The 19,100-nt window shown below is 32.6% G+C and carries 37 protein-coding genes and 1 pseudogene; 1 reads left to right on the top strand and 37 read right to left on the bottom strand.

What is annotated here, in order from left to right:
• Positions 1–443, top strand: a pseudogene (locus B5E87_RS03015) (ORF6N domain-containing protein); the annotation flags it as partial.
• A gap of 167 nt (positions 444–610) precedes the next feature.
• Here B5E87_RS03015 and B5E87_RS03020 read toward each other — a convergent pair.
• The 37 genes from B5E87_RS03020 to B5E87_RS03185 form a co-directional block, all read right to left on the bottom strand.
• The gene (locus B5E87_RS03020) at positions 611–838 is read right to left on the bottom strand and encodes a hypothetical protein (RefSeq protein ID WP_087243477.1); all 228 of its coding nucleotides are present in this window, start codon (positions 836–838) and stop codon (positions 611–613) included.
• Positions 839–842: 4 nt separating this feature from the next.
• On the bottom strand, positions 843–1,367 hold the full coding sequence (locus B5E87_RS03025) for a SprT-like domain-containing protein (RefSeq protein ID WP_087243478.1): 525 nt from the start codon (positions 1,365–1,367) through the stop codon (positions 843–845).
• A gap of 11 nt (positions 1,368–1,378) precedes the next feature.
• Positions 1,379–1,696, bottom strand: a complete 318-nt coding sequence (locus B5E87_RS03030; protein ID WP_087243479.1) for a hypothetical protein — start codon at positions 1,694–1,696, stop codon at positions 1,379–1,381.
• Positions 1,697–1,698: 2 nt separating this feature from the next.
• Positions 1,699–1,890, bottom strand: a complete 192-nt coding sequence (locus B5E87_RS03035; RefSeq protein WP_087243480.1) for a hypothetical protein — start codon at positions 1,888–1,890, stop codon at positions 1,699–1,701.
• Positions 1,891–1,958: 68 nt separating this feature from the next.
• Positions 1,959–2,417 carry a hypothetical protein gene (locus tag B5E87_RS03040; RefSeq protein WP_087243481.1) on the bottom strand — a complete coding sequence of 153 codons (459 nt, stop codon included), beginning with the start codon at positions 2,415–2,417 and terminating at the stop codon, positions 1,959–1,961.
• A gap of 17 nt (positions 2,418–2,434) precedes the next feature.
• Positions 2,435–2,761 carry a hypothetical protein gene (locus B5E87_RS03045; protein WP_087243482.1) on the bottom strand — a complete coding sequence of 109 codons (327 nt, stop codon included), beginning with the start codon at positions 2,759–2,761 and terminating at the stop codon, positions 2,435–2,437.
• Positions 2,762–2,774: 13 nt separating this feature from the next.
• Positions 2,775–2,978 (bottom strand): hypothetical protein, encoded by a 204-nt coding sequence (locus tag B5E87_RS03050; protein ID WP_087243483.1) that lies wholly within the window; start codon positions 2,976–2,978, stop codon positions 2,775–2,777.
• Positions 2,971–3,240, bottom strand: a complete 270-nt coding sequence (locus tag B5E87_RS03055; protein WP_087243484.1) for a hypothetical protein — start codon at positions 3,238–3,240, stop codon at positions 2,971–2,973. Before B5E87_RS03055 ends, B5E87_RS03050 begins: the two co-directional genes overlap by 8 nt.
• A 16-nt stretch (positions 3,241–3,256) precedes the next feature.
• Positions 3,257–3,811: a hypothetical protein gene (locus B5E87_RS03060; protein ID WP_087243485.1), complete on the bottom strand. Its 555-nt coding sequence runs from the start codon at positions 3,809–3,811 to the stop codon at positions 3,257–3,259.
• A gap of 2 nt (positions 3,812–3,813) precedes the next feature.
• Positions 3,814–3,999 (bottom strand): hypothetical protein, encoded by a 186-nt coding sequence (locus B5E87_RS03065; protein ID WP_087243486.1) that lies wholly within the window; start codon positions 3,997–3,999, stop codon positions 3,814–3,816.
• A gap of 7 nt (positions 4,000–4,006) precedes the next feature.
• Complete coding sequence (locus B5E87_RS15180; RefSeq protein ID WP_164483553.1) at positions 4,007–4,165, bottom strand: hypothetical protein; 159 nt, start codon at positions 4,163–4,165, stop codon at positions 4,007–4,009.
• A 13-nt stretch (positions 4,166–4,178) separates the two neighbouring features.
• A complete protein-coding gene (locus B5E87_RS03070) occupies positions 4,179–4,406 on the bottom strand; it encodes a hypothetical protein (RefSeq protein WP_087243487.1) in 228 nt (75 codons plus the stop codon).
• Position 4,407: 1 nt separating this feature from the next.
• Positions 4,408–4,860 (bottom strand): hypothetical protein, encoded by a 453-nt coding sequence (locus B5E87_RS03075; RefSeq protein ID WP_087243488.1) that lies wholly within the window; start codon positions 4,858–4,860, stop codon positions 4,408–4,410.
• A gap of 570 nt (positions 4,861–5,430) precedes the next feature.
• Positions 5,431–6,897, bottom strand: coding sequence for a hypothetical protein (locus B5E87_RS03080; RefSeq protein ID WP_087243489.1), 1,467 nt, complete (start codon positions 6,895–6,897; stop codon positions 5,431–5,433).
• A gap of 9 nt (positions 6,898–6,906) precedes the next feature.
• A complete protein-coding gene (gene tnpA / locus B5E87_RS03085; RefSeq protein WP_087243490.1) occupies positions 6,907–7,299 on the bottom strand; it encodes an IS200/IS605 family transposase in 393 nt (130 codons plus the stop codon).
• A 70-nt stretch (positions 7,300–7,369) separates the two neighbouring features.
• Positions 7,370–7,573, bottom strand: coding sequence for a hypothetical protein (locus tag B5E87_RS03090; RefSeq protein WP_087243491.1), 204 nt, complete (start codon positions 7,571–7,573; stop codon positions 7,370–7,372).
• 18 nt (positions 7,574–7,591) lie between these two features.
• On the bottom strand, positions 7,592–7,957 hold the full coding sequence (locus B5E87_RS03095; RefSeq protein WP_087243492.1) for a DUF551 domain-containing protein: 366 nt from the start codon (positions 7,955–7,957) through the stop codon (positions 7,592–7,594).
• On the bottom strand, positions 7,950–8,591 hold the full coding sequence (locus B5E87_RS03100; protein ID WP_087243493.1) for a hypothetical protein: 642 nt from the start codon (positions 8,589–8,591) through the stop codon (positions 7,950–7,952). Before B5E87_RS03100 ends, B5E87_RS03095 begins: the two co-directional genes overlap by 8 nt.
• Positions 8,578–8,739 (bottom strand): hypothetical protein, encoded by a 162-nt coding sequence (locus B5E87_RS14965; RefSeq protein WP_158095537.1) that lies wholly within the window; start codon positions 8,737–8,739, stop codon positions 8,578–8,580. Before B5E87_RS14965 ends, B5E87_RS03100 begins: the two co-directional genes overlap by 14 nt.
• Positions 8,740–9,164: 425 nt before the next feature.
• Entirely contained in the window at positions 9,165–9,986 is an 822-nt protein-coding gene (locus tag B5E87_RS03105) for a radical SAM family protein (protein WP_087243494.1), read from the bottom strand.
• A 78-nt stretch (positions 9,987–10,064) separates the two neighbouring features.
• On the bottom strand, positions 10,065–11,357 hold the full coding sequence (locus B5E87_RS03110; RefSeq protein WP_087243495.1) for a hypothetical protein: 1,293 nt from the start codon (positions 11,355–11,357) through the stop codon (positions 10,065–10,067).
• A 159-nt stretch (positions 11,358–11,516) separates the two neighbouring features.
• Entirely contained in the window at positions 11,517–12,515 is a 999-nt protein-coding gene (locus tag B5E87_RS03115; RefSeq protein ID WP_087243496.1) for a hypothetical protein, read from the bottom strand.
• Positions 12,516–12,533: 18 nt separating this feature from the next.
• Entirely contained in the window at positions 12,534–13,151 is a 618-nt protein-coding gene (locus B5E87_RS03120) for a hypothetical protein (protein ID WP_087243497.1), read from the bottom strand.
• Positions 13,152–13,248: 97 nt separating this feature from the next.
• Positions 13,249–13,467 (bottom strand): hypothetical protein, encoded by a 219-nt coding sequence (locus B5E87_RS03125; protein WP_087243498.1) that lies wholly within the window; start codon positions 13,465–13,467, stop codon positions 13,249–13,251.
• Positions 13,468–13,480: 13 nt separating this feature from the next.
• Positions 13,481–13,852 carry a hypothetical protein gene (locus B5E87_RS03130; protein WP_087243499.1) on the bottom strand — a complete coding sequence of 124 codons (372 nt, stop codon included), beginning with the start codon at positions 13,850–13,852 and terminating at the stop codon, positions 13,481–13,483.
• Between the two features lie 277 nt (positions 13,853–14,129).
• Positions 14,130–14,378 (bottom strand): hypothetical protein, encoded by a 249-nt coding sequence (locus tag B5E87_RS03135; protein WP_087243500.1) that lies wholly within the window; start codon positions 14,376–14,378, stop codon positions 14,130–14,132.
• Positions 14,379–14,501, bottom strand: coding sequence for a hypothetical protein (locus tag B5E87_RS15520; protein WP_275112291.1), 123 nt, complete (start codon positions 14,499–14,501; stop codon positions 14,379–14,381). It lies immediately after the preceding gene.
• Between the two features lie 7 nt (positions 14,502–14,508).
• The gene (locus B5E87_RS03140) at positions 14,509–14,856 is read right to left on the bottom strand and encodes a hypothetical protein (RefSeq protein ID WP_087243501.1); all 348 of its coding nucleotides are present in this window, start codon (positions 14,854–14,856) and stop codon (positions 14,509–14,511) included.
• The gene (locus tag B5E87_RS03145; protein ID WP_087243502.1) at positions 14,846–15,133 is read right to left on the bottom strand and encodes a hypothetical protein; all 288 of its coding nucleotides are present in this window, start codon (positions 15,131–15,133) and stop codon (positions 14,846–14,848) included. Before B5E87_RS03145 ends, B5E87_RS03140 begins: the two co-directional genes overlap by 11 nt.
• Positions 15,130–15,423 (bottom strand): hypothetical protein, encoded by a 294-nt coding sequence (locus B5E87_RS03150; protein ID WP_087243503.1) that lies wholly within the window; start codon positions 15,421–15,423, stop codon positions 15,130–15,132. Before B5E87_RS03150 ends, B5E87_RS03145 begins: the two co-directional genes overlap by 4 nt.
• A 10-nt stretch (positions 15,424–15,433) precedes the next feature.
• Positions 15,434–15,673 (bottom strand): hypothetical protein, encoded by a 240-nt coding sequence (locus tag B5E87_RS03155; RefSeq protein ID WP_087243598.1) that lies wholly within the window; start codon positions 15,671–15,673, stop codon positions 15,434–15,436.
• 122 nt (positions 15,674–15,795) lie between these two features.
• Positions 15,796–16,011: a hypothetical protein gene (locus B5E87_RS03160; RefSeq protein WP_087243504.1), complete on the bottom strand. Its 216-nt coding sequence runs from the start codon at positions 16,009–16,011 to the stop codon at positions 15,796–15,798.
• A 246-nt stretch (positions 16,012–16,257) separates the two neighbouring features.
• Positions 16,258–16,521 carry a hypothetical protein gene (locus tag B5E87_RS03165; RefSeq protein ID WP_087243505.1) on the bottom strand — a complete coding sequence of 88 codons (264 nt, stop codon included), beginning with the start codon at positions 16,519–16,521 and terminating at the stop codon, positions 16,258–16,260.
• Positions 16,522–16,840: 319 nt separating this feature from the next.
• Positions 16,841–17,314, bottom strand: coding sequence for a GNAT family N-acetyltransferase (locus tag B5E87_RS03170; protein WP_055237693.1), 474 nt, complete (start codon positions 17,312–17,314; stop codon positions 16,841–16,843).
• A gap of 58 nt (positions 17,315–17,372) precedes the next feature.
• The gene (locus B5E87_RS03175; RefSeq protein ID WP_055237695.1) at positions 17,373–17,558 is read right to left on the bottom strand and encodes a cysteine-rich KTR domain-containing protein; all 186 of its coding nucleotides are present in this window, start codon (positions 17,556–17,558) and stop codon (positions 17,373–17,375) included.
• A 15-nt stretch (positions 17,559–17,573) separates the two neighbouring features.
• A complete protein-coding gene (locus B5E87_RS03180) occupies positions 17,574–18,095 on the bottom strand; it encodes a hypothetical protein (protein WP_087243506.1) in 522 nt (173 codons plus the stop codon).
• Positions 18,096–18,113: 18 nt separating this feature from the next.
• Positions 18,114–18,989 carry a helix-turn-helix transcriptional regulator gene (locus tag B5E87_RS03185; protein WP_055237698.1) on the bottom strand — a complete coding sequence of 292 codons (876 nt, stop codon included), beginning with the start codon at positions 18,987–18,989 and terminating at the stop codon, positions 18,114–18,116.
• Positions 18,990–19,100 lie beyond the last annotated feature (111 nt).

Genomic DNA, 19,100 nt, shown 5'->3' on the forward strand with positions numbered 1-19,100 from the left:
TATTTGAATACATATCTGAACACGAGGAAGCCAGTCAAAAGATATTCTTTGACGGACAGATATATGATGCGTTTAGTCTGATTGTCAGCTTGATACAGAAAGCAGAGAAAGAGATTACGCTGATAGACGGGTATGTAGATGTAGGAACACTCAACCTGTTGGCAAAGAAAAAGGAAGATGCAAATGTAATAATTTACACTCATCAATCAACACGATTGAGTAATATAGATGTGGCAAATTTCAATGCACAATATCCTGCGTTGGAAGTGAAATATACGAGTGTATTCCATGACAGATTTTTAATTTTAGACAGAAAGATGGCATATCATATCGGAGCGTCTTTGAAAGATGCAGGAAAGAAAACCTTTGGCATTACTTTGATTAATGATGAAAGCATTGTAAGGGATATTTTACAACGTTTAGAAATAGAAACAGAAGATTAATACTCCAATAAATGCTTATAGCAATAAAATCAATCAGTTATATAATGTGATGTCAATTCATGACATCAAAAAAAACGATTTTCATCAAAGAGTATTTATCAAAAAAGTTCAGATAAGTCAAAAAGGAAGAATACAAGAAAAATAGGAGGCGAATTACCTCCTTTCGTTTATCTCTTATTTAATAAAATGTCAAACTGAACACATAAAAGATAGAGAGTATCTCCACTCATTTCTTCGAGTTTGTAGTTAGATATTCCCAATTTTTCTTTAATATGATTATAATTATCTCCTCTTTTATAGGAAATTTTTTGTTTATCTAATTCTTTCATTAATCTTTTTGCTTCCTTGATAAGTTCGTTCTTGGAAGCAGATGCTATTGTTTCATAATATGCCATATTCTTACCTCTCAATAACTTTGAAATCCTTACTTCCACATTTTTTGCACTTGATTGTTTTCTGCCCTTTTTTCACGGCTTCAACAGTTTTTGTACTTCTTTGAAAGTAGCTTTTTGTATGACATCCTTGACACTCAATAATGAAATGATAGTTATTATAGTGCTCATGCATTTCATCAGGAACATGAGTTATTCTTGAGATATGATAGTTTTTATATCTGTTCATTTTATCAGCATAAACTTTCCACACCCCACCATGATAACAATAAACACAATCATCAGCGCTATGTATGAGTTCATGACAAATCACGTTTCTTATCAAATCCCAGTCTCCATAGTCAATGATTTCTTTAGATATGCCTATTTTTGTGGCAATACGTTTATTATCTCTTGTTTGATAATAGCATTTTCCCAAAGCTCTGGAATATCTTTCACTGATAAAGATTGGAATATCAGGATTATAAGGGACTCCTACCTCATCCATATCTTTTTTGACTTCATCAACAGTCTTTTGCAATAAAGCAGCCATTTTAACTCCTCCTATCCCAATAATGCGATATCTTCATCCTTATAATCTTCCATACAAGGATTATCTTCTTTCAAAAATATTAAATCAGATGGTGATGGATTTGTATCTACTGAATAAAGCAATTTATGATAGGCATTTCCTTCATCATCAGATGTTATAAAAATTGTTTTAGGTCCGTTACCAGCAATCACTTCTTCCAATGTATGACGTGCCAGTTTATGAACGGTCAAACCACTCCAATGTGTTTCGATTTCATCCTCCATCATGCTTTTTAATACCAATTGTGCTGCTTTTAGCACTTCTAATTCTTCTTTAGTTGCTTTTCTCATATCTATTCTCCTTTGATTAAATTTGTGTTGATTTTAACAACACATCTCGCCATTTTCTTTGTGTTGTATATAAAAACATAATCTTTCTTATACTTACTGGTTTCTAATCTTGTGATTTTACCACGACGTAATGTTTTATCATAATAAACAATCTCATCTCCAACATGTAATTCATTTCCTACAAAATCTTTCACGATTCTATCCTCCTCAAAGAAAATATCCGCAATTTATGATTTTTTACGGATATTATGTTTCATTTTATTTAAATGTTAATTTCAGCTTTACATTTAAGTATCACAAAATCAAAATCTGGTTCAGTAAAATAGATTTGACAATCTGTGATAACATCTTCTTTTGCTTTTTCAATATCTTCATCGTGCCATGGATATAAGCCAACGACTGTATCCGTTGAATTTTTGATAATGTTGATGATTTTTACGATAGGATATAGCTGAAAAACCTCATCAATAGATAATTTATATAAATCTTTTTCTTCACCATTTTCTAAATCATATTCTGTCCAAGGATTTAACGGTGTTTTACAGTGGCAATTGAATTCTATTCCATCTTTAGATGGATATGGCTCTCCAATATTGAATTCGCCTAAAACATCTAGAGTCAATTCTACAATATGTCCTTCTTCATTCTTGTATGTGAGTTGAATCCAATCTAACAAATATGCGATTCCTTGTTTGGTCTTGCCAGTTACACTCATTCTCATATGATTATTCCTCCTTTTTAACGTTGTAAATTTTGCTTTGCAATCTCATCATAATATTTCTTAATAGATTCATATTCAGTATCACCACAATCAGAAAATAGGTCTTCTAATGTACTTTTTTCTATGTCATAACACATTTTCTCATTGCTTTTCATTTCCTGAATGATAGCATCATCATTATCGAAGTAATCTTCAGCACATTCGATAGAATTTTTACCATTTATTGCAGTATCTAAATATCTGAATCTATCCATTTCTTCACTTGTAAGTGTGATAACCTTGCCATCTCTCTTAATTTTAAAACCCTCACTTTCAAATGAGTTCATTGTATTTAATTGTTCCATATTATTATCTCCTTTATATTTCTTTTTCAAAGACTACAAACATATAATCTCTATTTTTCTTATATGGTTCCTTATATAGAAGTTTCGAACCATGTTTCAATTCACTTTGTATAGTTTCTTCATACAAATCTATTCTAATTATTTCTGCTTCTTGAATAACATTACTACCCATTCTCAATATAATTCCAGTTTTCCATAAATCTAATGCATCATCCATTTGAATCGTCCCTTTCAAATACAATAAATAAATAATCTCCTGGACATAAAGTAACATATATAATCTTTGCCCCTGCTTCTAATTCCTTGTTAATCACCTCAGCACCAAAGCATGGTGTAAACATAGCGTACTGCTTTGTTTGTTTTGAAACTGTTGCATTTTTTGCAACACTCTCGTTTTTTGCGACAGTTGGCAGATATTTAATGAGGACATCAGCTAATTGCTGTCCTTTTACGGTATCCCAAAAACTTTTTTGATACATTTTCCATTCCTCCATCTTATGGTTTTGAAACCTTACAAATATTCCATTCAATCATATCGTCAGTATCATTATCAAAAATGATTTGTGCAAAACCATCTTCAATACAAGCCTCTCTTTCATCTGCAAAATCATCATTGTGAATTGCTTTTAACATATCTTTGTATTGACGCTTGATAAAATCATTTGCTTCCTTTCTTGTATTGAATTTGTATAGAGGTGAAGAGTTTTCAAAACTATAGTAAACACTGACATAAAAGCCTCGACTTTTCTCCACATTATTTGACGTATCTTCTTTAAGTTCATTAAAACTTGATAAAATATATTCTAAATATTCATGCAAGTTTCTGAGCATTGTTAATGCATATTCACCGTTTCTTTTTTCACTAAAGTAGGGTGAATTAAATTTTTCAGCTTCGTCTATAATTTCCTTAATCATACTACCCAAAACCTCATCAAAAGCCATTAAATTGTCATAGGCTAAGTTATCATGATTTGTTTCACCATGAGCATGAATACTTCCAATCATTCTATTTAACATCTCAATAATAATTTTTTCATCTAAATGCATCATTTTTACTTCTCTCCTTTACATTTTTCATATTCAACTAAAATATCATTAGCTATTGCAACATTGTGACAATCAAAATATTTTTTACAGTCTTTTTCACACTCGTCAAGAGTTCGTGCATAGGGACAGCCGCATATTTTAGTCATATCAATATCTTTTCCATCATCAATGACATACTCAAATTCTTTCATTTCAAAATCACCTTCTTCTTTTAATATCAATTGTCCATATGAGTCCTTTCAATCCTCTAGTCGCAGGATTATATTTTTTAGCAATATAAATGGGACCAATAATATGAAAAATACCCCACTTCATTCTGTACATTTGTTCTATTGTTTCTTTTCTTAAGATAGCCATTTCATATCCCATCCTATATCATTTCAACAGCTTCAAGAATTTCCTTATTAAATCCTGTCATTTCTGAAGCTTCCAAAACAACATCTTCTTCATCTGCTCCTTTAAATATTCCAACATAATGAGTGGGAGTAAAATTCCTCCAATGGAAATCATCATCATAAGGGTTATCAAAATGATTGCCAGTATATATTTGAGCATCCAAAATATAGTTTTCCTTGACTAGAACAATAAATGTTTTCATCTCATAATTCCTCCGTGAATTCTTTTGTCTTCTGTATTTGTTCTAAGACATCAATGATTTCATTAAAATCTGTACCAGTCTGATTTGATAAATAATGGATATATTGATTTATCAGATATAGCAGTTCAGCTTTACCAAATTGTCCAATATATTTGACTTTATTGATGACTACCCATTTCCCGTTAATATTTTCATTCTCGATTTCAGAAATAATAACTCTCTCATCTAACTGTAATTTCAAATCATGATTGATTTGTTCTTTACAACATTCACTTATTTCGATTATTTCTCTCACCGACGGTATCTCTTTCTTTTCAGTTTCAACAAAGTTTTCCAGTAAATCTTCATATAGCTTTAAAATAAAGAGAAGTATCCCTTTTCCTGTTGTTTGCTCATGTTTGATTGTGATACCTTCTTGATTAAAAACTATCGTTCCTACATATTCCTTTTCCATTTTTCTCTCCTTTCTCCTAAACAAAAAAGGTACGCCATGCGTACCTATCTCTCGTTTATGTTTTACATTATTATTTTACCATAATTTACTCTTTAATTCTCATTTGGTATAATGATAGATTGAATATTTCCTCCTACAACTCTAAATCTTTCGTCATATAGTTGATTTTCATAGTCAATTTCCTTTTTTACAGATTCCTTACATTTCTAATCTTCTTCATCTTCATTCTCCTCTCATATTAGAATTATGAATTTGCTGTTTGGATGCTATATCAGATGTATTCAGTGTGAAGACAGACCATACGAAGACGTCTTCGCCGTTGTTGTACAGCATAGCTTCGGTAGCACCACACTGACTGCTCCACGCACATAAATGTGGTGGGTTCTATTTCATGATGTCGTTTTGGCATCAGTATAGAGATGTCATAATGACAGAGCTGTATACATATATCCACGACATCATAGAACGATTCTGATGCCGGAACGAATTCCTATCCTCCAGCGAGGAATTTGAGCATCAAGGTTCGAGTCGAGAACCGAAAGGTCGAGAACCGATTATATATTTATATATCTATAACCCCATGCATGATGGAAATATATATCCGTCATGTTTTTGTTTTCTTAATTCATCTATCTTTGCATTATGCTTTATCATAAAATTATCAAAATCATCATAACAGGCATCTATATCAACTTCCTTTTGTGTCTTCATATGACTTAACAGGAAGGCTGAGTACAAATCTCTTTGGACATTATATTTACCAATGACTTTCCATCTGTATGACAGGTCATGTTTTTCATACTCACCAGTCAGATGATTCAATTGGCTCAGTCTCGTCTCATAGGTATTGACCTTGCATAGTTGCTTATCCATATAGGACAGTTTATTGTTCAATATATTAATCAGCATTGCAGGGGCATGATTTCCTACTGACTTGCCAAAGCGTTTCTTTCTTTTATATCTTCCTGTATTTTCGCTGATTTCTATTTTCTTTGAACGCTTTGCAAGTCCCTGCATGTTCATGTCTTCTATATAGATGTCAGTACCTAGTTCCAGTATCTCATTGGCCAGCTTGAAGTGTGACTGTTTCAGCTTGTTAGCCCTCTTAGCATAAAGATGCCTTATCCTGTCATTTATCTTTTTCATCTGACTGGACCATTTCCAGTTGCGCTTAAAAGACTTGGTCTGTCTTTTAATTGTACCATCTTTATTATAATTATCTGGATTGTTGTTTCTTCTTTGCCTGTCCAGTTTTCTATTCAACCTTTGGATATCAGCATCAATGGAATCAATGTCTGATGCCAACTCAGTGAAGATGATACCTTTATTGGAAACGACAGCAATGGTCGAAGGACCTATATCTATACCAGTCTGTATATTATCATCTTTTATTACATGCTTCTGTGGTGGAATGCCCTTGAAAACAATTTGGATGTAATATCTATATTTGTGTTTGTGCCATTTTCTGATAACACGGCAGTAGCAGATATCATGTTCAAGGCATTCCCTTGCATAGCTGTCATTCCTTCTGATACGAATAGGAATATCAAGACCATTCCATAAGAGATGTTCACTTCGATATCTGATACCTGTAGCATTCGATTTACCAGAAATGGAGTTTAGATTTCTTTCCTTGTGAAAACGAATAATTTGTCCACTAGAATAAAGAACCTTTTCAGTTGCACGCCAGACATTCGTTGCTATCTTTTGTCTGGCCTGTGAATCAATGTTTTGACTATATTGTTTCTGTCCTCTATCTATATAGAAATGGAAATTATATTCAGAAAGTCCATACAGGCGATTCAACTCTCTTAACTTTGTCTTATCGCCTTTTCTGTACTTTCCTTTGGAAACACTTAAATGTTTCATGATTTCCTGATAGTCCTTATCTTTTCTCAATTTATGTAGTCTTTTCCTTGCCTCCTTGACCATGACATTATAGATATGAGAGGCAATACGAAAACGTTTTGCCAGTATAGCTTCATCATCTTCGGTTGTCATGAGCCTTAAAGTTAAGGCAAAACGTCTTTTATCCATATAAGTCACCTACTTTCCTTTTTGATTTTTTATATATTCTTTAACTGTTTCCAAAGATATTGAACCCACTGATGCAATGAATGCACTTCTCGTCCATAGGTTAGGGAGCCTTGTCTTCAGTTCTGGAAACTCTTTTCTTAGAATGTGAGCACTCTGCCATTTGATATGCTTGACAATCTCAACCGGACTTTTATCTGGCCTGCAATCAAGCAAAAGATGTATGTGGTCTGGCATGACTTCCATTTCAACAATGTGAAAGTCATCTTCAATTTCTAGCTGTTTCATAATTTCCTTGAAGCGTATTTCTATATCATCTTTTAATACCTTGCTTCTATATTTTGGACAAAAGATAATATGATATTTACAACTGTATACATAATGAGAACTTCTGTTATATTCCATATTTATCACCTTTTTATATAGATATATTATATCATATCTATATTGTTTTGGGATAAAACTATAAAGAATATCATAATTCATCTACACACATAGATGTGGTAGCTTTCTTGTGATGATTTCTGTAACTCATTTCAGCTTCGGATTCCTCTAGAGAGTCCGGCATATGAGCGGTGTAATCATTCTTCATGATGGATGTCGCTTCTTTTGCATCAGACGTAAGTCCAAGGGAATCAATAGAGTATCCATCTGTGCGGACGATGTGATAAAGTTTCATATTATATTCTCTCCTTTTCTACTCATCTTCATAAGGAACCGGCAATGGCTGCCATGCTTTAACAGGATTGTTTGCATAGAAATCAGCAAACCCTTTTCCATTAAAATACATAAACTTCTTTGTTGAGAAAAAATATGTTGCAGTTAATATTCCACCGTTTTCCAAAGAAACTAATACCTCGCTTGATTCGCCCAATTGAGGTACCCTTTCGCTAACAGGTATCCAATTATTGTCATCTGGCATATCTCTAAGTATATCCAATACAGCATCTAAAGCATGATTCCATCCATGCTTAAAACTAATGTCTTCTTTAGTATCTCGTTCCAAAATTCTATTTTGATACTTTTCTCTAATTTTCTCTCTTAATTTGATTTTATCAATCATTTTCATCCTCCACAAATTCCTTCATAACCTTAAACTGGGCATCAATCATATAAATTAATGCTTTTCTGAGTTTTCCAAATTTTCCATCAGGTTTTGTAATCATTTCTATAATGTTTTTAATAAGGATAAGTTTCTCATCATTGGAAACTTCTTCATTTTTAATTTGTTCAAACAAATCTTTCAATGACTTTGTTCCCCATGCATAACTATAAGCTGAATTTCCACTCAATAAAGAATATTGTTGATTAATAAATTCGGTAATCCAATCATTGCACCCTGAATGACTTGAAATAAAGTTTTCATATAACCATGAATCATCATTGATATAAAAATAACAGCTAAGATTTCCATTCATATGACTCATCGAGAAATAGATATTATCTGTGAGATAGTATTCCTCACCTAAATAGATATTTTCATCTGCCATTTTTTGATATAAATCTAATTGTTTTTCTAGATGTTTAATTTCTTCTTTTAATTGATATTCATTGACAGATATGTTACTTCTTCTCAAGTCTTCTAAACCTTCTTTATACAAAAACTGCTCATACTCTCTAACTTCTTCAATTTTCTTATCCAAAACTTCAATCTCTTTTTCTAGAATTTGGATAATTTTTCTTTTATCTTCGCTCATTTTCGTTTTCCTCCTTCAAAAATCTCATACAATCCTCATATTCATCTTTTATAAAATTTTGTAATTCTTTGTATCTCTCTTCTAATTCTTTGATTGATTTACATTTTGCAAATTCTTCATAAATCCATATCTTCGTCTCCTCATACATTTTTATGCTCCTTCCTAAAAAAAAAGAGAGGAATAGTACCTCTCTCATCGTTTATATTTACATATTTATTATAGCATAAGACAGGCTTATATTAGTCAAATGGGATGACTAAGTATTGAACCTTTCCACCGATTGTTCTTTGACCTTCTATATGCAAAGCGTTTTCTGTCATGATGGCATATTTTACTGACTCAATACATCTCTTTTGGGTTTCCTTTAACGATACATTTATTTCTGTATTTCTAAATTGCATAAGCCCATTGACAGCTATAAGTTCATCTCCAGAACAAAAAATATCGACATCTCCTTTCCTGTTTTTTATCTACGTATCACATTAAACAATTCCTCCATGAATAAACTACTCTTATTTTAACATACCAATCATTTCTATTTTACTTTATCACAAAGGAATTTATCTTTTAGCATTAATTCCAGTTGACTCCAATATGGCCGTCTGGATGAATGATAATATTTGAATATCCATCCTCATAATCGTTATGAGTTTGCTGATACATATCTCCTAAAGTGATACGAGCATGTTTCCCATTGTAATTGAATGTTGCGTAAATGAAAAAATCTCCTACACGGAATGTATGCAAGTCAATTTCATCATTTTCCTGTAATTCATTCAAGATATTGATGTTATAGTCATGTCTTTCTAGACTGCTTAAAAACCGAAAAGAAAACGACTGTGCGTTTATCTTATTCATATATTCTTTTATGTTCTTTAAGTTCATATCTTCATTATGGACAATGGTTTGAACTGTACAGTCTGGAAAATCTTCAGGATTTGGCTTTACGTAATCATTCACTGAAAGATTGATATGACCTAAACCATTTAATTCTTTGCTGTATCCTGACGTATTAATACTTAAGAAGATATTATCGCTGTATTCTTTATAGATATCAGCTAATTCCTTTACGTATTCAGGATATAATCCTGGCTCTCCTCCTGTAATTGTCAATCTCGCTGCAGGATGTTCACGTAATACTTTTCTAAGAGCTTCCTTTTGTTTTTCAATATCGATTTGCCCTTTCATAGGATTCTTTCTTTCAATACAGAACGGACAATGATAAGGACATTCCTGCGTCATGATAATCTGAACATTAATGCGATAATATAATGGACGACCTAAAGAAGTTCTTTCATGTCGTGTTTCTAATCTATATTTCAAATCTTCTTTCATCTGATTTCTAATCCACTCATAATCATCAATATGTGGGATAAAATTCATTTTTCTAGTCATAATATTCACTCCAAATAAAAAAGGCTGTAACGATTCAAAAATCTCTTTTCGTTACAGCTTCTTCTCTTTTATGTTTCCTTACTTAGATTCGTCATATCCAATAACAAAATGATTAGTCTTTGTTACTGTTGTGTATCCTTCTTTAATATCTAATGTAAACATCACTTTACATGGTAATCCAGCAGTTGCATGTGCACCAAATTTATTTGCATTGAGCCAGCCTTTTCCTTTAAAAGGAAATGATGTTTCTTCAATGAATTTTCTTGGTGTCGTATACCTTCTTCTAGAGAAATTAAAATCACAATATGAAGTTTTTAGCTGGTCTTTGGCAAGGTTTTCTAAGAATTCATCAAGATTTCCTGATTTGTCAATGATATCCCTTATTTTCTTAGTGATTTTTACATAATGATAGTATTGGATAGGATTGTTGTCAGTATATTCTAAAGCATGTTGCCAGATTCTATTATTTTCATAAGACACAGCCAGTCTTCCTAAATATAAAAATTCTGCACCATTTTTTTCTTTATAGATAGCCCCAACATTTAAATCCTCCTGCTTCAAATATCTTGTTTTCTTTTTGATATCCTGAACATTTAAATCTTTATCTAGTAAAATGTTAGCTTTTTTGACTCCCATGATTAAAGCAATAGCTAAACGTGCTCTATGTTCATTAACATTTTCAGACATATCATATTCATCTCTGAATTCTACCGTTTCATCCGGTACAATGCATAATGCTATTCTATACCCACATTCATAGTCTGTTAATCCATTTTCAAAAATATATATTCTTCTATTTGCCTGAAATGTTCCGTCCTTTTTCAGTGGAATCAAATCAAAAATATCAGGTAACTGCTCCTTATTCATAATCATATGAGCTATATCAATCATTTGCTTTATCTTTTGATAATATTTTTCACCCGTTAAACTTGACTCGGGAATCTTGCCTTTACCATATTTAGCCAAATTTTTTTTAGCTTCATTTAAATAATGGTCTAGATTATATTCATCAAGAAATATTGATGCATTTGGACCATAAATTTCTTTTACAGTTTTAGGCGGATTTAAACAAATCTGTAACAGTTGCTTTTCATCCAAAAACTCATGTTTTAATTTACCAGTTGATGCTTCAAAAGATGAACCTTCAAATTCCGCTCTAATTTTAAATATCTCTAAAATCACATCTTGTCCATTTCTTGTTTTGACATATACATATGAGCGAGTGCGTGAGCGATTGTGCTTATTGAAAAAATTAAGAATATCGCTTTCTGTTGTTGATGATGTGACTTCATAATAAATTCCGTATTTCTTTGCCTGTGTTTCAGTCATAGGACTAATATTTTCTTTTTTTAAACCTAAAGGTTTTGCCATTTTGTTATCCTCCTTATTGAATTTATTTTGTTTTGAAATATAGTTTATTTTCTTTTGTTTTAATCTCCTTTCTACGAAAAAAAAGAGAGACGAATTTGCCTCTCATATCGTTTATATTTACATACTTATTATAGCATAGAAATTCATAAATAAAACACATTATTCCGTGTCGTCATATTCAACATAAACATCATATTGAGAAACTGAACCTGTAGCACTATTTTTTAGGTTTATTGAAAACATAGACTGCTCTGGTAAACCTGGTGTAGCGTTGGGGCCACTCATATTGACCTTTATCCATCCTTTAAGACACGGATTTGAGGTTTCCTCAATGAATTTTCTTAGACTCGTTCGCCCTCGTGAAGAAAACCCCAATTCCTCAGTGACACCTGTTTTTAATTTCACATGAGCCCATTTTTCTAAAAATTCATCAAGTGAATTACAACCATCAAGTACATCTTTCACTTTTTTAGTTACTCTTAGATATTCACATCCATATATATGTTTATGTTTTGATGTCAAAATGAGATTCGGAAATGTAGATGGATAAGATACTATACTAATTCCTCCTAAAAACAAATACTCTGTACCTGACTTTTCTTTATAGATAGCCCCAGGTTTTAAATCTTCTTGTTTGATATACGTAGATTTTGTTTTGATATTCTGTATTTTAAGACCTCTATCTAAAAGTGGATATAATTTTCTTACACCTGAAACAATAGTAATGGCTAAGCGGGCACGATGTTCATCAACTTTTTCATTCGTATCCATAAATTCATACCATGGATTAATGCCATAAGGAACAATAGCTAATGTGATTCTCTCTCCAGATATATATTCTCCAGCACTATCAGACTCACAGTATGAAATTCCATTATCATAAATATAAATACGTCTAGCTTTTTGAAATGTACCATCCTTTTTCAATGGAATCAAATCAAAAAGATTAGGGGCTTTTTCCTTGTTCATAATCATGTTTGCTACCTGTACTAATTCGTAAATTTTACGATAATAATCTTCACCTGTTATATTGGTATTGGCTAATTTACTTTTTCCACATACGTCTTTTATTTTTTTAGCATGTTCTAAATAGTGATTGAAATTCTCTTCATCATAAAAAATAGATAAATCTCCACTACAGATTTCTTTTTTTGCCATAAGATTTATTTCCTCCTTCTAAAATCCATATAAAATCACATCTTCATTTTCCCAATCCGTATCATTGTATAGATTGACAAGCTGAAGAATAGTATATTCAGTACTGATAGTGACTTCATAAGGCATATCTAGTTTATCCTTATTTTTTCTTTCCACAAATGGCTTCAAAAAATCAATACTAAGAAGACCAAGTCTGCTATCTCTTTCCCAGAATTTTGCTTTTTGATGAAAGTATGATTTAGCAACAGATAATCCAACTTCACTTTCTAAATCATCCAACATACTTTGAAAATACTTATACATACTTTCATAAATAGCATCGAGATATAATAGAATCATATCTTTTGTCAGTTTGACGATTCTTTTCCCGTCAATATCCCTTTCACCTTCATAAGGAATGTTGACTAAATGACTCTGTTCTTTAGAAAGATAAGATTTCCCCTGTTTACGTATTGTTTCAGCGTCATCATCACTTCCTAAAGGCATCACTTCTTGAAATCCTAAATGCTTGACAACATCGTATTGTGTAAGTTCATCTGGATTCTCTTTAAACACATCAATCAGTTCTTTTAGCTTTGCATCAATGTCTTGAGAGCATAGCTTTTTTCTTTTACAAATATACAAACGATAGCTCAATTTATTTCCTCCTTTCAAACAAAAAAGACATGCATAAAGCACGTCTCGTCTCGTTTAATATTTACATTTCTATTATAACACATTATACTCTGCAATCTTACAGCAGTCCAAACATTTGTGCCATGACTCTACCAAAAATTGATTTCATCTCTTCATTGTTCATTATGCTGGATTTTTTAGCGACATATAATCCACCCCATAGCATCGCAGCTTTCTGTTCAAGAAACAAATCTTTTTTCTCTGAGAGGATTAGGTTTTCCAAGTCATAATATGCTGCATCTGATGACATGTCCTTGATGTGTTTTTCTTTTTCCATAAACATTTCCTTTCTACATTTTTCTAATCTTTTTTCTTTCTAGATAATCAAGCAAAAAAGCTTTATGATTATGATATGTTTCACTTGGACGTTTTCTTAATTTTCCTTTTGTTGTATAAAGATAAACACAAATTCCAAATCCAAGCGAATCTTTTTCAACCATAAGTTTTCCAACTTTCCATTCAGATTTGTTGTTGTATATGTTTTTGTCTTGATACCAAATATCCCCAGTCAATTCGTAATCTATCAACAGTTGCTCTAATGATTTTTTCTTGATTTCCAAAAATTCATCTCGCAGTTTATTTAATTCAACTTTTTTTGCGTCTATTTCTTCTGACTTGCGGTTTAATTCTTCTAACAGTATTTCACTCTTTAATTTTGTCATACGCTTCTCCTTCTATTCTTTATCTTTTCTTTTTATTCCTTCTCTTCTTTCTCTTATTTTTGATTCTTTGGCTCCTCTTAGGTTGGAAGTAAGAACCACAATTTTCACATCTACCAATGAAATCCATTGATTCTTGTCATTTGTAGTAATCGAACCACATAATTTTTAACTCCTTTTCTTTATATTTTCCTTATTCATTTCACATATTTACTTTATTATTAATTACCCATCTCAATAATTATTAGCTTGATTTGCTTGATTTACTTATTCAGCATAATCAGCTAATTTCACAATTATCTAATATGTCAGTCATAGTCATATTGTTATCTACCAATCTAAAATATCCACAGCCTTTAAGATTTAGCAAAACACCAACAGTATTTATTGTTTCCCTTGAAAATCCGTTGTCTCGAAATGCCATTAATATTTCATAATCTGTTTGTGTTATCACGATTTTCTTGTTTATAATGCTTTTAGATTGACTTTCTATTGTTTCAGTGTAATCGTCCTCAAATCCTTCAAACATTTATCTCATTCCTCCTTTGATAATAAATTTAAAACTTAAGTCACCGAATTTATCAAAATTAATGTCTTCAAAAAGGCCATAATAATCTAATCTATTTATATAATTTTTTATTTCGTTAATCATTTTTATACTACTCCTGATATTCCCTAGCCTTTATAATTGGGAAGAAACGTCCTTCTTCAAAAATCATCAATTGTAAACTACCATCAAAATTTTTTACTTTAAACAGTTTTAAAAATTCATAACCTTCAATTTCCACTTTACAAATTCCAACTTCAAAAAACCACTTTAATTGGTTATCCCATACCCACATATCTTCTTTTAAATCTTCATATTTGTATGGGTTGGGATTAAAGTGCTCTTTTATTAAACTCTCTAAAATATCCAATTCTTTTGCACAAGATAAAGGATTCCTTAAGATATTCAACCATGCATTATAACACATGTCCTCAGTCAAACGTTCACCTTTAGTCAACATCTTTATCACTCCTTTTGAACATCACTAATCTAACTATTTCGTATTCTTGAATTTCTTTATCTTCAAAAGGAAATTGATGGCAATATGGACATTTAATTGTTTCTAGCTTATCTTCATTAGATAATCCATATCCTGTCCATGAAGAATCAATATCTATAACAACTGCATTTTCTTCGCATTCTTCGAAGCTGCAATTATCATAATAATCTCTTCCATCTCTAGCAAACATATTGATGTTAATATGGTTTAATTCTTTACCGCATTTTTCACATCTCATTCTTCATCACTCCCATATATTTCTTCCAACATTTCTTTTACAGCTTCAATAGGCACCAACTCCTGCTCTCCAATATGCCATCCTCTTGATTTTTCTTCAATGACCCTGAGATATTTTTCTTTCTCTTTCAATCTTCTATCTTTGTATAATTCAAAGTATTCAAGCAAAATAGGAACTACTTCAATTGGTTTATCAGTTTCTTCATCATATCCAAAGGAAGTTAAGTCATTTTCTTCCAATGCTTTAATATAATTTGATAAAAACATCTGATTCATTGTATCTAGTTTCATATTAATCCTCCTAAAATACCAGCAATAATCTTTCTTCATTCAAATCATTTTGATGTATGACAACTTCTCTTCTTGTTCCATCCAACATCTCCACATACTCTTCATCAAGTGAAGAAATGTTTTCTGGCACCCATACACCCTGAATATCAAAAACTTCTCTCTTCTGTAAATCAACTTTACATAGAGCTTTGATATCGTGCTGTCCTTTGTTATATATTGAATGAAACCATGCAAAAACTATATTATTCACCATTCATCCTCCTTACCTTAACTTTACATTTTTTGACTTTAGAACACTTTTTGTACTCAAAGAATGTTCTCCAGGCGATGCAGTATATCTCTTTGCCTTTTGTAAAGCTGTATGAGCATTCTTTACAATTTCTCATGACCATTTTCTTCAACAGATACCTTAATTCCTGCTTCTTCTAATGCTGATAACAGTGTTTCAGGTGACTGTTTTGCTTTTTTCATAAGTTTTGCGACCTTTAAAAGTTTTTTTCTCTTGATTCCATCAGTATGAATGATGAAAGTCTTTCCATCATGTTCAAATAAAATATCCTTACCTTTTCTTTCGTATTTTTTGTCCATAAATAACCTCCTTTCCAACAAAAAAAGACATGCCAAAGCATGTCTCAATTTCGTTTATAATTACATATTTATTTTATCATATATATGTTTTGTTAAGAAAAAAGTATCCTGATGATGCAGACAGGATACTCCAAAAATATCTCACCAATGAGACATTTATATTCTATAATATTTCCATTTTAATATCAAGAAATATATCTATCTAAGAAAAGAGTCTACCATAAGGTAGACTTTTTTCGTATATCATTATGCTATGTTAGCCATATATTCATTGTTCTTGTTATCTTTTCCTAACAATGAAGTCACATAATCACTTGCAACCTCCAGATTAAATCTTTCCATATCCTCACATGCACACCATGCCATTGTATAGTCGATGATGTCTAATGCCTTGTCTGGAAAGTATCTATCTGGAATGGACTTCGCCATAGAGATAATTTTTTCAACATCTTTCGAGTCAATTACAACATGATGATACTTGCTATATCCCTGCACCTTCTTTTGAATCATTGCAGGAATTTGAGAAGGTTTTGGCTCATGAATGTGAATTCTTCTAAAACGTCTTGCAAGAGCCTTGTTTACTGCGAGATATTTGTCATATTCTTCTTCGACAAATCCTAATCAATTTTGTTTAGAGATTATTCTCTGTCGTATTCGTGGCGCTTTTGATTATTTGATATATCCATATTATCCTGCCTATATGGGCTAATGTTATCAATTTGTTATCGGGGTTGATAACACTCGCTCTGTAACTGCGGATAATAGCAATATGTTTCATGTTATATTATAAGCGATTTTGCTTAGAAAATCAATAGTTCAAACCGCCAATTTACTGTAATTCACAAACCATTATATATTCTTCTTCCGTTTCGCTTACCACCTTAAAACCTATCTTTTGGTACATATTAACTGCATAGTTTTCTTTCTGGACAGATAAAGATGTCTGTTTATATCCCTTTTCTTTTAAAAGGTGCAATATAGCTTTCATAAGTGCTGTACCAATGCCTAAATGTCTATATTCGCCATAAAGTGATATGGCAAGCGACGGTGTTTCATCGTCAATATGCCCGTAATCATTCATAATACGCCCCCACACCGCACCTACAATTTTTCCTTTTACTTCCGCAACTAAGCACCAATCATCTTCTTTTCCAAAATCGGCAATATATACTTGCAACTCCGACTGTTCAATGATAGCCTTTGGCGGCTTTTCCATACTCTCTGGAATAAAAATTGCTTCATACAGAAAATCTGATAATATTGGATACTCTTCTTCCTTAATCTCTCGAATTATATAATTCATATTCTATCAATTCCTTATATTCATAAATTCAACAAATTAGATTTTGTCGCTTTGCTATTCAGCTATGTATTTTTGCTCCAAATCCTTTAATAACCGTTACCTGCAAATCCTTTGCGTTAATCAAACTTTCCTGCTTGCATTTCGGGCAGTAGAGCGGGAAATTTTTCAGTTCCGTATCTGCCCGTAGCTGCAATCTCGTTTTGTTTCCGCAGACAGGGCAGAGTATCCATTTACTATCTTCCATAGAAATCCTCCTGCGTTACTTTGCTCTGCCTCGTTGCTCCAATTCCGCACCGTAGCGAACAACCATTGCAAGTAAAATCAAGCAAATGCCGATACCAATGCCACCGCCGTTATCCATCCGTTCTGATATAAATGCAAACTTTTCCATCGTAGAGGAAAATGCTGCTGATAAAACATCTACAACAATAAAGAGTATTCCGAGCTTCGTTATGCTTTTTGCTCCTGTTTCAGTAAAAGGTGTTCCCTCGCTCAGTTCCAACTTAAAATATCTACAAACACAAATAGCTTCAATCGCTCCGAAAACCAAAACCACGCTTTCACAGAGCAGGGCTATTCCTATTTCACGATTGTCAATCGTTCTGTCAGCTTCTATAAGTAACCTTTGCAGAAGCTCGCCAAATGGAAGTTTATCTGCCATCAAACTTACGCTGCCAACCACTAATGTAAAAGCAATCGCCACAAAACTGAATCCCATTACAATCTTCGTTAGTGTTTGAAAGACCTTCATTGTCTTTTGGATTTTTTCAAGATTATTCATTTTTACACTCCTTCGTCTTTAATCGTTGCAAATAACAAGCTCACTTTTAATGCCGTTCAGTTCTATGACATTTTCCGCATCGGGCGTGTCAAAGCGTTCCGTCTGTCTGCCGTCCTTTTCATAGGAAATGCTCGTTCCAATCCCCTTCGTAACAGCAGTAAATACTTCACCCTCTGGAATATGGATTTTGGAAGTTGCCGACACCTGATTGATTGCAAGGTATCCCTTTAAGGAATTGCAAACCACACTCATATCCAGATTGCAGTTAATTTCTACTGTGCCGCCGACATCGTTTAGAATGATATTCGGCGTCTTTACATCAAGCTCAATACTGTCGCAATCTAAAGAGCGGATTTCTACGGTTTCCGCATTGACAGCACCCTCAATTTTTCCCACATAGGGTATAGGAATTTGAACGAAAATACTGACAGTTTCTTTTGCCGTTGCTTCAGATATACCGTTTTTACGGATTACATCTACATCAATCCGTTTTCGGATGTCGTCAATTTTAACCTTAAAATCGTTCTGGAGCGTAGAGAGGGTATTAGATACCAGACGGACACGGATTTTCTCTCCCTCATAACCAGACAATACAAATTGCTTTGCTCCACCGAATTTCATATCATAGCGTTTCGGCTCGTCAATATCGTATTCCGTAACGCTTTCAAAAAGATACTCGTTTGATTTTTTCATTCCTCTTTCATTGGAAAGTAGCTCGTCAATGGAAATGTCAAACAGGGCAGAGATAGCCATCATATTTTCAATGTCGGGAATGCCTGTTTCAGTTTCCCATTTTGTAACCGCCTGTCTTGACACGCCTAACTTCTCCGCAAGCTGTTCCTGCGAAAGTCCTGCCTTCTTGCGGATAGATTTTAGTTTTTCTGCAAATGTCATTCTCGTGACCTCCTTATGTTGATACGCCAAGTATAGAAAACCGTGCTTTGCATTACAAGCAAGCAGAGATGACATTCGGAATTTTCCTGCTACTTTGCGTTGCATTTACTG

Source organism: Massilimicrobiota sp. An142, assembly GCF_002160725.1.
GTDB lineage: Bacteria > Bacillota_I > Bacilli_A > Erysipelotrichales > Coprobacillaceae > Allocoprobacillus > Allocoprobacillus merdigallinarum.

Bases quoted from the DNA above. Each gene is read 5' to 3' on its own strand.
- B5E87_RS03170 (WP_055237693.1), bottom strand. From the start codon at position 17,314: ATGAATTATATAATTCGAGAGATTAAGGAAGAAGAGTATCCAATATTA.
- B5E87_RS03160 (WP_087243504.1), bottom strand. From the start codon at position 16,011: ATGGACAAAAAATACGAAAGAAAAGGTAAGGATATTTTATTTGAACAT.
- B5E87_RS03090 (WP_087243491.1), bottom strand. From the start codon at position 7,573: ATGAAACTTTATCACATCGTCCGCACAGATGGATACTCTATTGATTCC.
- B5E87_RS03080 (WP_087243489.1), bottom strand. From the start codon at position 6,897: ATGGATAAAAGACGTTTTGCCTTAACTTTAAGGCTCATGACAACCGAA.
- B5E87_RS03065 (WP_087243486.1), bottom strand. From the start codon at position 3,999: ATGAAAGAATTTGAGTATGTCATTGATGATGGAAAAGATATTGATATG.
- B5E87_RS03175 (WP_055237695.1), bottom strand. From the start codon at position 17,558: ATGGAAGATAGTAAATGGATACTCTGCCCTGTCTGCGGAAACAAAACG.
- B5E87_RS15180 (WP_164483553.1), bottom strand. From the start codon at position 4,165: ATGGCTATCTTAAGAAAAGAAACAATAGAACAAATGTACAGAATGAAG.
- B5E87_RS03100 (WP_087243493.1), bottom strand. From the start codon at position 8,591: ATGAGCGAAGATAAAAGAAAAATTATCCAAATTCTAGAAAAAGAGATT.
- B5E87_RS03115 (WP_087243496.1), bottom strand. From the start codon at position 12,515: ATGGCAAAAAAAGAAATCTGTAGTGGAGATTTATCTATTTTTTATGAT.
- B5E87_RS03105 (WP_087243494.1), bottom strand. From the start codon at position 9,986: ATGACTAGAAAAATGAATTTTATCCCACATATTGATGATTATGAGTGG.
- B5E87_RS03185 (WP_055237698.1), bottom strand. From the start codon at position 18,989: ATGACATTTGCAGAAAAACTAAAATCTATCCGCAAGAAGGCAGGACTT.
- B5E87_RS03165 (WP_087243505.1), bottom strand. From the start codon at position 16,521: ATGATTCAAAAGAAGGTGCAGGGATATAGCAAGTATCATCATGTTGTA.
- B5E87_RS03075 (WP_087243488.1), bottom strand. From the start codon at position 4,860: ATGGAAAAGGAATATGTAGGAACGATAGTTTTTAATCAAGAAGGTATC.
- B5E87_RS14965 (WP_158095537.1), bottom strand. From the start codon at position 8,739: ATGTATGAGGAGACGAAGATATGGATTTATGAAGAATTTGCAAAATGT.
- B5E87_RS03095 (WP_087243492.1), bottom strand. From the start codon at position 7,957: ATGATTGATAAAATCAAATTAAGAGAGAAAATTAGAGAAAAGTATCAA.
- B5E87_RS03180 (WP_087243506.1), bottom strand. From the start codon at position 18,095: ATGAATAATCTTGAAAAAATCCAAAAGACAATGAAGGTCTTTCAAACA.
- B5E87_RS03110 (WP_087243495.1), bottom strand. From the start codon at position 11,357: ATGGCAAAACCTTTAGGTTTAAAAAAAGAAAATATTAGTCCTATGACT.
- B5E87_RS03145 (WP_087243502.1), bottom strand. From the start codon at position 15,133: ATGAGATGTGAAAAATGCGGTAAAGAATTAAACCATATTAACATCAAT.
- tnpA (WP_087243490.1), bottom strand. From the start codon at position 7,299: ATGGAATATAACAGAAGTTCTCATTATGTATACAGTTGTAAATATCAT.
- B5E87_RS03060 (WP_087243485.1), bottom strand. From the start codon at position 3,811: ATGATGCATTTAGATGAAAAAATTATTATTGAGATGTTAAATAGAATG.
- B5E87_RS03055 (WP_087243484.1), bottom strand. From the start codon at position 3,240: ATGTATCAAAAAAGTTTTTGGGATACCGTAAAAGGACAGCAATTAGCT.
- B5E87_RS03150 (WP_087243503.1), bottom strand. From the start codon at position 15,423: ATGAAACTAGATACAATGAATCAGATGTTTTTATCAAATTATATTAAA.
- B5E87_RS03050 (WP_087243483.1), bottom strand. From the start codon at position 2,978: ATGGATGATGCATTAGATTTATGGAAAACTGGAATTATATTGAGAATG.
- B5E87_RS03140 (WP_087243501.1), bottom strand. From the start codon at position 14,856: ATGTTGACTAAAGGTGAACGTTTGACTGAGGACATGTGTTATAATGCA.
- B5E87_RS03135 (WP_087243500.1), bottom strand. From the start codon at position 14,378: ATGTTTGAAGGATTTGAGGACGATTACACTGAAACAATAGAAAGTCAA.
- B5E87_RS15520 (WP_275112291.1), bottom strand. From the start codon at position 14,501: ATGATTAACGAAATAAAAAATTATATAAATAGATTAGATTATTATGGC.
- B5E87_RS03045 (WP_087243482.1), bottom strand. From the start codon at position 2,761: ATGGAACAATTAAATACAATGAACTCATTTGAAAGTGAGGGTTTTAAA.
- B5E87_RS03125 (WP_087243498.1), bottom strand. From the start codon at position 13,467: ATGGAAAAAGAAAAACACATCAAGGACATGTCATCAGATGCAGCATAT.
- B5E87_RS03070 (WP_087243487.1), bottom strand. From the start codon at position 4,406: ATGAAAACATTTATTGTTCTAGTCAAGGAAAACTATATTTTGGATGCT.
- B5E87_RS03040 (WP_087243481.1), bottom strand. From the start codon at position 2,417: ATGAGAATGAGTGTAACTGGCAAGACCAAACAAGGAATCGCATATTTG.
- B5E87_RS03020 (WP_087243477.1), bottom strand. From the start codon at position 838: ATGGCATATTATGAAACAATAGCATCTGCTTCCAAGAACGAACTTATC.
- B5E87_RS03025 (WP_087243478.1), bottom strand. From the start codon at position 1,367: ATGGCTGCTTTATTGCAAAAGACTGTTGATGAAGTCAAAAAAGATATG.
- B5E87_RS03030 (WP_087243479.1), bottom strand. From the start codon at position 1,696: ATGAGAAAAGCAACTAAAGAAGAATTAGAAGTGCTAAAAGCAGCACAA.
- B5E87_RS03130 (WP_087243499.1), bottom strand. From the start codon at position 13,852: ATGACAAAATTAAAGAGTGAAATACTGTTAGAAGAATTAAACCGCAAG.